The 13,197-nt window shown below is 66.6% G+C and carries 16 protein-coding genes; all 16 read left to right on the plus strand.

Features of this window, described 5'->3' with window-relative positions:
* Positions 1–112 precede the first annotated feature (112 nt).
* The 16 genes from PTQ19_RS10360 (at position 113) to PTQ19_RS10435 (ending at position 13,183) form a co-directional block, all read left to right on the plus strand.
* Positions 113–805: a hypothetical protein gene (locus PTQ19_RS10360; protein WP_274367265.1), complete on the plus strand. Its 693-nt coding sequence runs from the start codon at positions 113–115 to the stop codon at positions 803–805.
* Positions 806–820: 15 nt separating this feature from the next.
* Positions 821–1,750, plus strand: a complete 930-nt coding sequence (locus PTQ19_RS10365) for a P22 phage major capsid protein family protein (protein WP_274367266.1) — start codon at positions 821–823, stop codon at positions 1,748–1,750.
* A gap of 59 nt (positions 1,751–1,809) precedes the next feature.
* Complete coding sequence (locus tag PTQ19_RS10370; protein ID WP_274367267.1) at positions 1,810–2,325, plus strand: hypothetical protein; 516 nt, start codon at positions 1,810–1,812, stop codon at positions 2,323–2,325.
* A gap of 57 nt (positions 2,326–2,382) precedes the next feature.
* The gene (locus PTQ19_RS10375; RefSeq protein ID WP_274367268.1) at positions 2,383–2,613 is read left to right on the plus strand and encodes a hypothetical protein; all 231 of its coding nucleotides are present in this window, start codon (positions 2,383–2,385) and stop codon (positions 2,611–2,613) included.
* Complete coding sequence (locus PTQ19_RS10380) at positions 2,610–3,011, plus strand: hypothetical protein (protein ID WP_274367269.1); 402 nt, start codon at positions 2,610–2,612, stop codon at positions 3,009–3,011. Before PTQ19_RS10375 ends, PTQ19_RS10380 begins: the two co-directional genes overlap by 4 nt.
* Positions 3,008–3,343: a hypothetical protein gene (locus PTQ19_RS10385; protein ID WP_274367270.1), complete on the plus strand. Its 336-nt coding sequence runs from the start codon at positions 3,008–3,010 to the stop codon at positions 3,341–3,343. The genes PTQ19_RS10380 and PTQ19_RS10385 overlap by 4 nt, the downstream gene beginning before the upstream one ends.
* A 10-nt stretch (positions 3,344–3,353) precedes the next feature.
* Positions 3,354–3,725, plus strand: a complete 372-nt coding sequence (locus PTQ19_RS10390; protein ID WP_274367271.1) for a hypothetical protein — start codon at positions 3,354–3,356, stop codon at positions 3,723–3,725.
* Positions 3,725–4,171: a hypothetical protein gene (locus PTQ19_RS10395; RefSeq protein ID WP_274367272.1), complete on the plus strand. Its 447-nt coding sequence runs from the start codon at positions 3,725–3,727 to the stop codon at positions 4,169–4,171. The genes PTQ19_RS10390 and PTQ19_RS10395 overlap by 1 nt, the downstream gene beginning before the upstream one ends.
* Before the next feature lie 77 nt (positions 4,172–4,248).
* Positions 4,249–4,749 (plus strand): phage tail tube protein, encoded by a 501-nt coding sequence (locus PTQ19_RS10400; RefSeq protein WP_274367273.1) that lies wholly within the window; start codon positions 4,249–4,251, stop codon positions 4,747–4,749.
* A 71-nt stretch (positions 4,750–4,820) separates the two neighbouring features.
* Positions 4,821–5,315, plus strand: coding sequence for a hypothetical protein (locus PTQ19_RS10405; protein ID WP_274367274.1), 495 nt, complete (start codon positions 4,821–4,823; stop codon positions 5,313–5,315).
* Between the two features lie 71 nt (positions 5,316–5,386).
* Positions 5,387–5,554, plus strand: a complete 168-nt coding sequence (locus tag PTQ19_RS10410; RefSeq protein ID WP_274367275.1) for a hypothetical protein — start codon at positions 5,387–5,389, stop codon at positions 5,552–5,554.
* 8 nt (positions 5,555–5,562) lie between these two features.
* Positions 5,563–8,886 (plus strand): tape measure protein, encoded by a 3,324-nt coding sequence (locus PTQ19_RS10415; RefSeq protein WP_274367276.1) that lies wholly within the window; start codon positions 5,563–5,565, stop codon positions 8,884–8,886.
* Between the two features lie 81 nt (positions 8,887–8,967).
* Entirely contained in the window at positions 8,968–9,129 is a 162-nt protein-coding gene (locus PTQ19_RS10420) for a hypothetical protein (RefSeq protein WP_274367277.1), read from the plus strand.
* The gene (locus PTQ19_RS10425; protein ID WP_274367278.1) at positions 9,116–10,756 is read left to right on the plus strand and encodes a fibronectin type III domain-containing protein; all 1,641 of its coding nucleotides are present in this window, start codon (positions 9,116–9,118) and stop codon (positions 10,754–10,756) included. Before PTQ19_RS10420 ends, PTQ19_RS10425 begins: the two co-directional genes overlap by 14 nt.
* A gap of 1 nt (position 10,757) precedes the next feature.
* Positions 10,758–11,975, plus strand: coding sequence for a hypothetical protein (locus PTQ19_RS10430; RefSeq protein WP_274367279.1), 1,218 nt, complete (start codon positions 10,758–10,760; stop codon positions 11,973–11,975).
* Positions 11,976–12,052: 77 nt separating this feature from the next.
* On the plus strand, positions 12,053–13,183 hold the full coding sequence (locus tag PTQ19_RS10435) for an SGNH/GDSL hydrolase family protein (protein WP_274367280.1): 1,131 nt from the start codon (positions 12,053–12,055) through the stop codon (positions 13,181–13,183).
* Positions 13,184–13,197: the final 14 nt, after the last annotated feature.

Raw genomic sequence — 13,197 nt, forward strand, 5'->3', positions numbered from 1 at the left:
CTGCCTGCCGCCTTCACTCGCCATTCTACCGCGTCCGCCCGGGCGTGGCCAGACCCCGCGTCATGTCGGCGCGGTCCACCAAATCCGGCCAGGCGCCGGGAAGGAGACACCCATGTCCGATGAAGCACCCGCCACCAACCCCGCCGCGCCCGCCGCCGAGCCGACACCGCCCGTTCCCACTCCCCCGGCACCGGCCGCCGAGCCAGCCGCACCGTCAGAACCGAATGCCGATCCCGCCGGCGAGAACATCGACGAGCTGCCTGAGTGGGCGCGCAAGTCGCTCACCAAGGCGAACAAGGAAGCGGCCTCGTACCGTGATGCCGCGAAGAAGGCGAAGGAAGAGGCCGAGACCGCTCAACGGAATCTCGTGCAGAACATCGGCAAGGCACTCGGGCTGGTGAAGGATGACGAGGCCCCGACCGTGGAGAGCCTCACCGAGGCACTGCGCGACAAGGACTCGAACCTCACCACCGCCCAGGCCGCTCAGACGGCCCTCCGTGCCGAAAATGCCGTGCTCCGCTTCGCCGGTAAGCACAAGGGCGACGCTGACGCCCTCCTCGACTCCCGCGACTTCGAGAAGAAGCTCGCGGCCATCGACTCGACCGCCGACAACTACGCCTCCCAGGTGGAGGACCTCGTGAAGTCGGAGATCGACACCAACGCCCGTTACCGGAAGGTCCAGGTGGCCACCTCCAACAGCAACGGGCTGAACATCCCCACCGGCGACCCGGCACCGGCCGAGCCGGACACCTCCTTCGAGGGTCTGGCGAAGCGCCGCGCCGAGCGCCGCAAGAACCGCCTCTAGGCAGAAAGGGCCACCATGGCTAACACTTTCGTCACCCCGGATGTGATCGCCCGTCAGGCGCTCGTGTCCCTCCGTGAGCAGCTGGTCATGCAGCAGCTCGTCTACACCGACATCACGTCGGACTTCGCCTCGGCACGTGTCGGCGACACCGTCAACGTCCGCAAGCCTGCCGTGTTCGAGTCGAAGAAGTTCAACCGCGCGAACGGCATCGAGATCCAGGACGCGACCGAGTCGAAGGTGCCGGTCAAGCTCGACCAGTTCGACACCGTCGACTTCGAGGTCACCTCCGAGGACTTCATGCTGGAGATCGACGACCTCGACGAGCGTCTGATCACCCCCGCGGCGTTCGCGATCGCGACCGGTGTGGACCAGCAGATCCTCACCCTCCGCAACGACATCACCCAGGAAGTCGGCACCGTCGTCGCAAACGACCCGTTCCGTGCCCGCGCCTACTCCGACCCGCGTGTGCTCATCGGCGCCGGCGGCGTGCTCAACGCCGCGAAGGTCCCGACCACGGAGCGCCGCGCAGTGATCGGTGTTGGCACGCACGCATCGTGGCTCGACAGCGACGACCTGCAGCACGCAGAGAAGTCGGGCACCACCGAGGCGCTGCGCGAGGCGTACATCGGCCGCCGCCTGTCGGGCTTCGACCCGTACTGGACGCAGAACATCGCCGGCCCCGCCGGTGTCCCTGCGACCGGTGAGCCGACCACCGAGGTCGGTCTCGCGTTCCACCGCACCGCGTTCGCGTTCGCGTCCGCGCCGATGGCCGTCCCCCCGGGCGCCAACGGCGCCGTCGAGACCCGCGACGGCCTGGCCATCCGTGTCACCTGGGACTACTCGATGGACCGCAAGGCCACCGTGTTCTCCCTCGACATCCTGTACGGCGTCAAGACGCTCGACGCGGATCGCGCTGTCCTGATCAAGGGCGCCGACGCGGCGTGACCACGAGGACGGGCGCCCGAGACCACTCGGGCGCCCGTCCGCACACAAAGGAGAGCACCATGGCACCCGCCTACCAGAACATCAACTCCGGCCAGATCGTCGTCAGCGACGAACCACGCCCGGACCTCGAAGCACAAGCCCGCTGGGAAGAGGTCCCCGTCCCCGACGCGACCGTGCCGCCCGCTGGCACTCCGCTGACCGAGGCTGAGCTCGCTGAAGCCGCGGCCCGAGAAGCGGTCGGTGACACAGGCAGCACCCCCGCCGACGTCATCGAGACAATCCCTGGCACCGAGAACAACCCGCCCATCGAGATCATCGGTGAGCCTGTCGAGGACGGCGAGCACGTCGCCCCCGGCGAGATCATCAACGCCGACGGCAGCGCGGCGCCGACCGGTGAGGACGGAATCCCCGTGCTCCCGCCTGCCGCTGAGACCCCGGAAGAGGTCCCCGTCCCCGACGAGACGTGGACTGACGAGGCGCTCGACGCTCTCGGCAAGGAGCGCGGCATCACGTGGCGCTCGAACGCGTCGAAGGCCACGAAGGTGGCCAAGCTCACCGCGCCCGCGGGCGAGTAACCCCCGAGGGCGGCGCACGCTGCTGTGTGTCGCCCTCACTGCCCGAAGGAGCATCAGATGATTACCATCACCCTGCCCGAGCACCTCGCCTCGAGCCACCTGCTCGCTGGCATCGAGTTCAACGCTGGTTCGGCGTCCGTCGACAGGCTCGGCACGAACGTCCGCCACTACTTCGCCCTCATCGGTGCCACCATCACCGATTCCGCGCCGGAGGCTCCCGCGCCGACCGACCCTGAGGTGGACGCTCCCGCACCGGTCGAGAAGCCGCGACGCAGCAAGAAGGAGTGACCGTGTGGTTCCCGTACGCCGAACCGTCCGACGTTCCGGCGTCCGTCGATGAGGAGTTCGATGACGTCGCGTTCACGCTCCGCGCCGCGTCATACGCGATCCGTGCGTCACTCAAGACCGCTCGGTTCGCCGTCGACTCCGAGGGGAAGCCGACGGACGACGACGTCGCAGCGGCGATCAAGGACGCGACCGTCGCACTGCTGGCGTTCTGGGCAGAGACCGGCGACGCCACCGGCGCGGGCGCACAGAGTGGTGGCGGGTCGATCCTGAGCGTCTCGTTGCCTGGCGGTAGTGGAACCACCGACGCCCGGGCGAAGCAGGACGCACGTGACGCGCCTGCGGTCGAGGAGATCCTGCGCTCCTGCCCCGGCATCGACTGGTCGGTGATGTACCGATGAGACGGCTCCCGAAACGGATGATGCCTCACGGCGGGCTCGTGTCGTACCGCGCGAAGCTCGGCGAGGGCACCTACGGTCCGCAGCACGACGACGTCGAGGTGGTGCCGAAGCGCGCCGCGATCGATGATAAGCGGAAGCTGATCCGCACCGCGGACGGCCGCGAGCTCATGTCGCAGTCCCGCATCGCGCTCGACCTCGAACACCTGATGCCTGTCGGGTCGCTCGTGACGATCTGGCGTGGCCGCGCGAACGAACGCGAGACGACGGCACTGGTCGTCGCGGTCGCCGACTGGCCCGGCCTCCCGCAGTTCGTGGAGATCGCGCTGGAATAGGAGGTGCGATGTGGCGGTCAACTGGCGAGGCGACGAAGCGATACGTCGAATCCGCACCGGCGGCGCCCGGGGGCTGACCCGTGCCGCCCGCGCTCTGCTTGCCGAGTCTCAGACGCGGGTGCCCTGGGACAGTGGCGACCTTTCCCGTTCCGGCACAGTGCACGAAGCATCGCCCGCCGAACTCGAAGCCGCCGTCACGTACAGCGCCACCTCCCCCGACGGCTTCAATTACGGCGTCGCCGTGCACGAGGGCCTCCACATGAACTTCCGCGCCGACCACAACCCCGGCGCGAGCGCCAAGTTCCTCGAACGCCCTGCGATCGAGCTGGAGAGCAAGCTCATGGCTGTCGTCGCGACCGAGATCCGGCGGGAGGTGGGCTGATGTCATTCCACCCCGCCGTCATTGAGGGACTCGCCCGCGCTCTACACACCGCTGGCCTCGGCACCTACCGCGAGAACGGCGTCTTCACGGACGAGGAGCGCGGAATCGTCGTGCACTCGTTCCCCGAGCAACCACCGGAGATCATCGCGGTGTCGCTGTACCTCCCCGACGGCACCGGCTTGTCCCCCACCGCAGACCGGCGGCTGTCATCGGCAATGGTGCAGATCAAGTACCGGCTGCAGGGTCACCCGTTCGAGGGGTTGCAGTTGTTCGACAGCCTGCACGACCTGATCGACCGGAAACGCCTCGATCTCGGCGGCGTGAAGGTCCACGGGCAGTACCGGTCGTTCAGCCCACTCGGGCAATCCCGCACGGGCTTCGAGTTCACCTCGAACTGGCAGTTGACCGGCTTGGCGCCGCTCCCTTACGTCCCCGCCGCGGGATAGCCGCCAGGCGCGGCACCACCCCATAAGCCTCCACACCCCTGTGGGGGCTTTCGTCGTTCCCCCTGGAAGGAAACAGCATGACCGATTACGCAACCGTGACGCCCACTGTCGGCGACGTTGCACAGTCGTACGAGTACATCGTCGACGTCGCCACCGTTCCCGTCGCGCCGGCCGAGAAGGCATACGTCAATGTGCCCGACATCAACCAGTTCAACCCGCAGTTCCCCGCACAGCTGCAGGACATCACCACCTATGCGAACAAGGGGCAGCAGGCGCAGGCGAAGGTCGGTTCGGCGCCGACCGCCGCGTTCAACATCCTGAAGATCCGTGACGAGGCCGGCGAGTTCCAGCCCGAGTGGCTGATCCTCAAGAACGCGTCGGACAAGACCGGCAAGGACAACCTCGTGTACCTGCGCTGGTACGACGCACTGGGCGCTTCCGACGCGTACGAGGGCCTGTTCCTCGTGACGCGCGACTCCCGCCCGGAGAACGGCGCGCAGGGCCCCGGCTGGGATGCGTTCTCGTTCGCCGCTGCCGGCCCGATCCTCCCGATCGCCAACCCGGTGCTCACTCCGTAGCACCCAGGCGTGCGGGGCTGTCACAGCTCGACAGCCCCGCACATCACCCCACCGATTCCAAGGAGACACCCATGAACATCAACGCATACGAGCGCGGCCGCAAGCTCATCATCGACCTCGGTGACGAGACCGACGACGACTTCACTCGCATCACGATCAAACCGCTCCCCGCCAAGCAGGGCGCCGCACTGCAGGCCCTCCACGCGGGCATCGCCTTCGGACAGGCCGAACTCCCCGAAGATCAGGCCGAGATGATGGGCAAGCTCGCCGTCGGCGAAGAGAACTGGCCGCTCATCGATGAGCAACTCCGCTGGAAAGAGTCGGAGGCCGTCGTCAACGCCGCGTTCTTCTGGAACGTGCAGGGTGGCGGCATCGACCTCGTCAACATGCTCCTGAACGAGAGCCTTGGTGGCTACCCAAAAGCGCTCTCACTGCTGATGGAGCGCAACGGGCTCTCGCACGCTTTCGGACTGTTGCAGACATTGCTCAGTTCGGACGAGGCGAGCGAGACCCCCGCACCGGACGCTACGAGCGCTACGAGTATCCCGCCTGGTTCCAAGAACTGATCCAGGCGGCGAGCAAGAAGCCGGACCCGAAGCAACCGGACGGCATCCCGGAACGGACCGTCTGGCGGGCGGTGTTTGGCAACTGGGATCGGTACATCCTCGCCGACCTGGCGACGTTCCCGCGGATCGACGCCTACGACCTCGACGCCATCGACCGCCCATGGAGGTGGCTTCGGTGGCAGATCATCGCGCTCCTCGACATCCCTGAGACCCGGCTTGCGAGGGCCCTGCAGAAGTGAGGTGACCTGTGTCGTTCTCTGCCGCTGATCTTGTCGCGACCATCCAGCTCGGTGGTGTGTCGACCGCGAATCGTGACCTTGACCGGTTCCACGACAAGCTCACCAACGCCGACGCGCAGGTGTCGAAGCTCGGCAAGACTGCCGCGGCGACGTTCCGCGGCGCAGCGACGACGGTGGGGGTGGCGTCTGCCGCGGCGGCCGTCTACGTCACCAGCCTGATCCGCACAGGTGTCGCGTACAACCAGCTGCAGCAGACATCGCGTGCCGCGCTGAAGACGCTGGTCGGTGGCGCTGAGCAGGCGAACGCGCAGATGGACAAGCTGGACGCGTTTGCGCGCACGTCGCCGTTCTCGAAGTCGGTGTTCATCACTGCTCAGCAGCAACTCATCGGGTTCGGCATGGAGGCCGGGAAGGTCATCCCGACTCTCGACGCGATGCAGGACGCGGTCGCCGCTGTCGGCGGCTCGAACCAGCAGCTCGGCGACCTGGTGTTCATCCTCGCGCAGATTCAAGCTGCCGGGAAGATCACGGGCCAGGACCTGCTGCAGTTCGGTCAGCGAGGTGTGAACGCTGCCGAGCTCATCGGCTCGCAGATGGGCAAGACGGGCGCCCAGATCAAGTCGGAGATCTCCGCCGGCACCCTGGGCGCGACCGAGGCTGTCGATGCTCTCGTCGCCGGCATGAAGGAGAAGTTCGACGGCGCTGCCGCGAACGTCAAGGGCACCTTCGCTGGCACCGTCGACCGGATCAACGCCGCATCGCGCGACATCGGAGCTGCGCTGGCTGAGCCGTTCGTGTCGAAGAACGGCGGCGGCCTCGCCGTCGACTGGGGAAACCAAGTAGCTGACGTCATGCGCGCCGTTGAGGGGCACGTGGCGCCCGTCGTGTCGACGCTCACGAGTCGGGCGATGCCCGCATTCGCGGATCTGACGGCGACGCTCGACGAGGCGCGCGTTCAGGTGAACTCCTGGGACTCGTCACGCCTGGATCGTGCGCTGGACAGCATGGCTGACCATGCGCCCGCCCTCGCGGCTCTGGCTGGCGCCGTTCTCGGTGTGAACAGCCAACTGTTGGCCTCGATCCCTGTCTTGGGGAAGTTCGTTCCCGCATTCGGCCCTCTGCCCGGCGCGATCGCCGCTGCCGCGCTCGCTTCTCCTCAGCTTCGCGCGGAGCTCGGTGCGCTTCTCGGCGAGTTCAAGCCGCTCCTGCCAGTCACGGTGGAGCTCGCCACGACCATGTCGGGGGCGCTGAATGCGGCGCTTCCTGTGGTGGCTGGCGGCATCCGCGCGGTGACCGCTGTGGCCGGCCCGCTCGTGGACATGATCTCCGCGATCCCGTCGCCGATGCTGGCGACCGCCGCCGCTGCCGTCGCCGTCTACGCGGCCATGCGCTCGGGGGCTCCCGCGCTGCAGGGGTTTGTCGATGGTGTCCGCCGGATCGGCGAGCAGGCCGCTGTACAGCGTGCCCTCGCCGGGATGGAAGGCAACACGGGGCGCCTCGCTGGCACCTTCGGCGTTGCTGGAAAAGCGGCGACCGGACTCGGCAACAGCCTGAAGGCCGCATTCATCTCGAACCCTGTCGGCATGATCATCCTCGGGGTCTCGACGGCCGCAGCGATCCTGACCGCGGCATTGTCAGCTCAAGCTGAGCAGGCGAAGCTGACGCGTGAGCGGGTCGCCGCGTATAAGGACACGCTCGTTGGTGCGGCTGCGGACATGTCCGAAGCGACGCGGAAGGTCGCCGAGGCCGCACTGGAGACGAAGACCTCGTTCCTGTGGTTCGAGTCGAACAGCGTGGGCGACACGGCGAAGAAGCTCGGCTTGGATCTGGAGACCGTCACCGAGGCGATGCTGGGCAACGCGGATGCGATGGCTGTCGTCCAGAAGGCGCTCGAGTCCGATCAGGCGGCCAGGGAAGTCGCTTCGCAGGACATCGCGAACCTCGAAGATACGGTCAAGTCGTACGCAGAGGCTAGCGAGATCGCGGCACGCGAGGTACGCGAAAAGGCGCGCGCCGAGCGTGAGGCCGCCGCGGCGATGACAGAGGCTGAGAGGTCCAACTCCCGCCTCAACGCCGCTCTTGATATCGCCCGCGACATCACCCGCGACGCTACGGAGCGCCTGCAGGCGCTGAAGCAGGCGCTGGATGAGCTCAACGGTGGCACGAAGACGCAGGCCGAGCTGACCCGCGATCTGAACGAGCAAGCACTGAACCTGTCGGAAGCGTTCGCCGCCACCGACGAGAACGGCAGCAAGCTCGCCAAGTCGCTGGTGTCCGCGACAGGTGAGATCGACACCACCACCCGCGCAGGGATCAACCTGCATGACCAGGTCTCACGGCTGAATGACCAGATGCTCGACGCGATCCTCGCCGAGGACACTCTGGCGAAGAAGCGCGGAGAGACCGGTGTCAGCACTGAGCGGGCGACGGAGGTCGCACAGCCATACATCGACAAGCTGCGCTCGATCGCGAAGGAATCGGGGCTCTCGCAGGAGCAGGTTGACGGGCTCGTGCAGACGATGCTCGACACGCCTGAGGTGGTCTCATTCCTGATCACGGATGACGGCTCCATCGAGGTTCAGAAGCAGCAGCTGATCGAGCTGGCGCAGCAAGTCCTTGCCACTCCAGACGGTTCGTTCGTCGTCGAGGACGGCAAGTCGATCGCCGGGATCATCAAAGAACTGGAAGCGATGGGCTTCGAGATCACGCACCTCCCGGACGGGAAGGTGAAGGTCACCGCGTCCGGAGTCTCCAGCGTCGAGAACGCGCTCAACAACCTGGCGCGCACCCGCACAGCGGCGATCATCACGAAGATGTACCCCGGAACACAGAGTGTTCCGTCGTCGAGTGTTGGCGGGGGCATCGATTGGCCTGGCCGCGCCCGCGGCGGGCCGGTGTTCGGACCAGGCACGGGCACGTCAGATACGGCGGGCCTGTACCGACTTTCGAACAACGAGCACGTCGTCACTGCTCAGGAAGTCTCGGCTGCGGGCGGCCACGAGGGCATGTTCCGCATCAGGAAGGCGCTCCGCGACGGCGAGTTCGCTGGTTTGTTCCCTGGCCGTGCCGAGGGTGGGCCCATCTACCCTCTGCGGGCGCTTCCAGATACGACGTTGCCCGTGGCACGTACGACGGCGGCGTCCGCGTCGAACGTGACGCGTGCTCCGTCGATGTCGGACATGGTGGCCGCTTTCGTGGCCGCACTGTCCGGTCTGCCGCTTCAGGTGCGGGGCGAGATCGGCCCGGACGGCATCGTGCGGCTGATCGACGGGCGTCTCGAAGAGGCGTTGCCGTCGGCCGGCCAGGTGGCTTCCGAGCTGCCGTTCCACTAGCCCCGCCTGTTCGTAGGGGGTCAGTCCATCAGGGCTGGCCCCCTTTGTCGTCCCCGCGGTGCGGGAGTTTGGAGGTGCCCGATGGGCTACCGGATCTTCAACGCGGCTGGTCGCCTCACGGGCGGCGACGGCGTGCTCGATGATGCCGTGCGTGATGCGGCCCGGGCCGACGGCGGGTACGTGCTGAACGACGCTGGTGAGGTCGTGTTCGACGCCCGGGTGGTGCCTGATGGCGACGAATAACGGCACGAAGAAGGACGCCTATTCTGGGCGGCCGGCGTTCTACCTGCGCCTGTACGTGTGGCGGTCGTCGCTGGATATCGCGAACAACCGGTCGCGGTACTCGTGGTGGTTGCGGGCGTACAACCCGGACCGGAACAAGCTGACCTACCGGCTCGACAACGACCCGTACGCGGTCAACGTCGAGGGTGACAGCTGGTCTGGCGGGCATCACCTGGACTTCCGTGGCGGACAGTCGTACATCGAGATCGCGTCGGGCACGACGGGGTGGAAGTCGCATTCGTCGTCGGGTGAGTTGCAGGTCAACTACTCCGCGTCGCATGGTCCGGCTGGTGTGTTCGGTTCGGCGTCGCTGTCGGGCAGTTTCTACACGGATACGATCCCGATTCCGCCGTCGGGGTTGACGGTGACGCGTGTGTCGGACACGCAGCACACGTTGCAGTGGTCACGGCATTCGACGTATACGAAGGTTGGGATCAACCGTCGTACGGATGGCGGGTCGTGGGAGCGTGTCGCGACACCGTCGGGGAACCTGTGGACGTTCACGGATACGACGACGTCGGCTGAGCACGAGTACGAGTATGCGGTGCGTGGTATTGCTGCTGCGGGCGAGTCGGCTCAGTCGAACAGTGTGACGGTGCGGACGACACCGAAGGCTCCGTCTACACCGACCGCGGCCCGCACGTCCGGTGATGACATTCGCGTGGCGGTGTCGATGGGCGGGTACGGGACGCATCTGGACCTTCAGGATGACGGCGCCACGGTCGTCTCGGCGCTACCTGAGTCGAGCCTGCCGTGGGACCACGTGGCGCCGAACCCGGCGATCCCGCACAATTACCGCGCACGGGCCCGGGTCGCTTCGGGCGGCGCTGGTTCGACGACGCTGTACTCGGCGTGGTCGGGGTACTCCAACGTCATCCAGTTGATCTCGCCTCCGAACGCGCCCGTGTCGCTGTCCCCGAATGGGGGCACTGCGCCGTCGGATGAGGACGTGGTGCTGTCGTGGGTGCATAACCCTGTCGACTCGTCACCGCAGTCTGCGTTCGAGGCGCGTCACCGCCCGGTGGGTGGTGTGTGGACGACGATCAGCGGGACGACTGCGGACAGTGTGACCGTGGCCCTGGCGACTGACCATTTCGAATGGGAGGCGCGGACGAAGGGTGCGCACCCGGACTGGTCGCCGTGGTCAGCGACCGCGGTGTTCGAGGTCATCGACCCGCCCGGCGTTGCGGTGATTCAACCGGCCACGATCTGGGATGCGTCGACGCTGCCCGTGGAGTGGACGTTCTTTCAGGCGCAAGCGCACCCGCAGTCGTCGTGGGAGCTCGAACTGCTCTCTGAGGGTGACGTCATCGAGTCCCGTCAGGGTGACGGTGCTGCCACGTCGATCACGCTGACATCTCGTCTTCCAGAAGGGTTCTACGAGGTGCGGGTGCGTGCCGCGGCTGGGGACGTGCTCTCGGCGTGGACGACGGTCGCGTTTGAGGTCGCGTTCATCCCGCCCGGCCCGCCGGTGATCACTGGTGTCTGGGATGAGTCGCAGGGTGGCGTGGTGCTGTCTGTTGCGGCTGAGGAATATGGCGGTGCTGTCTTCGAGGGCGGCGCCTGGTACACGGAAGTAGGAGTCTGAGATGGCGCGTAGTGAGATCGTGACGACGGGGTTGCATCAGCAGACCGTTGCGGGGGCTGTGACGTTGGGGGTGCAGCACGAGCACGTGTACGAGCTCACCGGGGGGGCGTCGCCTGTGGTGACGCTGGACGGGTACCCGGGCGCGCAGGTCGCGATCGTCTGGGCTGGGACGGCGGGCACGGTTGAGGGTCAGCCGGTTGCTGATGGTGAGACGTGGGTGGCGGTGCGGTTGTCGTCCGGGTGGCGACTGTACGCGGTCAGCAATCCGGTGCCGGGTGACGAGACTGCTCCTACCGCTGGCACGCTGTCGGCTTCTTCGATCAGCGATGCGGGGTTCACGTTGACGGTCACGGGGGCGTCGGATGATGTGGCGTTGCACGCGTCTCCGTTCCGTTTCTCGACCGACAACGGGGTGACTTGGTCGGCGTGGCAGGCGTCTCCGCAGTTGGTGGTGTCGGGCCTGTCGGCGTCTACGACGTATCAGTGCCAGCATGAGGTGCGCGACTCGTCGGGGAAGACCTCGGCGGGGGCGGTCGTGCCGGTGACGACGACGGGTGTGGTTGTGCCGTTGCGTGACAGGTTGCTGTCCTACGCTCCCCAGTACCTTGCGGTGTTGGATGACTCTGCGGGTGCGACGACGGTGCCGAATATCGGCACGGCGGGCGGGACGCTGACGGTCAACGGTACCCCGACGTTTGGACGCCCCGGCATGGCGGATGCCCCTTCTTCGATGGCTTCCTCGACCAGCAACTACGTGAACCTCCCCAACACCACCATTGAAGGGCAGACTCAGGCAACCGTGATGATCCTGGTTCGACGGGTCGACAACACCGTTGCCAGCCCTACGCTTTTGGGGAAGAACCTGGGATGGGGCGTGAAGATGGCCCCGTCCGCGGACGATCTCAGTCACGCCGCCGCCGCGACTCTCTCCGGCACGCATCAGGGCGGATTCGTCCCCTTCGACACCGACCCGCATCTTGTCGGGTTCACCTTCGACAACGGAACGGTAACCGTCTACCTCGATGGGGCACCGGTGAAGACTGCCAGCGGGCTGGCGTCCCCGATCGCTGACCCGCAGCCGACCTGGAAGGCGGCTATCGGCGTCTCGTACGGAAACGCGGGCGACAACGCCGATGTCAACTACGGGTTCGTGCTCGCGGGCACCGCACTCACGGCGGGGCAGATGATGGACGCAGCAGTCTCGGCGGGGGTGGCGTGATGTTGCTGTTGCTCGCCGCGACCGAGGGTACCGCGCCCGACCCGGAGCCGACTGGGCCTTTGCGGAACGTTGCGACGATGCTCAGCACGACCGACCGGCCAGGCAATGTCTCGGCAGGGGGAACCACTGTTGGCACGAAGCACACGGTCGTCTCGGCAGTGGAGAGCCCTGTCGTGCGTTGGGTGCTGTCGAAGCCCGCACTCGGCGGCACTGTCACCTCCACAGCCACCGTTCGCGCGGCTATCCGTGTCGGGGCTGGCGCATTCGTCCCGGTGACCTTCGACGGCCAACCGGAAACGTCGTTCCCGATCACCGCATCCGGGGAAGTCGTCATCATTGAATCCGATCCGATCCCCGTCACCATCCCGGCGGGGAGCGAGGTAACGGTGAACGTGTGGGGCAACTCCGACACCGGAGGGGCAGTGCAAGTGTCACCGAATACCTGGATCAGCGGCGTTGACCCGGGGTACATCCTCGGCGGTCAAGCGACTGTCGTGGACTCCACGTACTCCACCGGCCTTTTGAAGCCTTCCATGCGACCCGCGGCTATCCTCGGGCCAGGAACTTTCCCATCATGGGTGCTCACAGGTGACTCAATCACCATGACCTCGAACAGCCACCTCGAACGGTGGGCGCGAGGAACGGTGCGGGCCGCGGTGAAGTCCGCAATGGGCGGGGAAGGCTGGTACCACTACCCGGCAGTGTTCAACCAACGGCTCGGGCAGGTTCTCCCGTTCGGCACCCACGTGCTGTCGGCAATGGGCGTCAACGACGTGAATACCTCCGCGGCCACAGCCATGCAGAACGCTGTGAGCTACTGGCAACAGATCCGATCCTTCGACGAGATCGAGCAACTGATCGCCTGCACGATCACACCGTGCTTCGTCTCGTCAACGGATGGATTCACGACGCTCGAAGGGCAGACCCCAGCCACGAACAACAGGCCGGAGGTGAACGCCTGGCTGCGTGACGGCGCACCTTTGCTGTCTGGCGTACCGTCTCCCGGTTCGACAGACCCGGCCACGGTGCGCATCGGCCAGGCGGGACACCCGGTCGACCTGCTCGCCGACACGTCATCGGTGATCCAGGACGCCGACGACACTGGGCGGTTCCGGGTGGACGTCGGGCCACTCGGGGGCGACGGGACGCACTTCAACAGTGCGGCGCACGACCTGATCAGCGGGTATCTCGCGTCCATCCTGCCGTAGCGCTGAAAGGGGAC

This window comes from Microbacterium esteraromaticum (genome assembly GCF_028747645.1).
Lineage (GTDB): Bacteria > Actinomycetota > Actinomycetes > Actinomycetales > Microbacteriaceae > Microbacterium > Microbacterium esteraromaticum_C.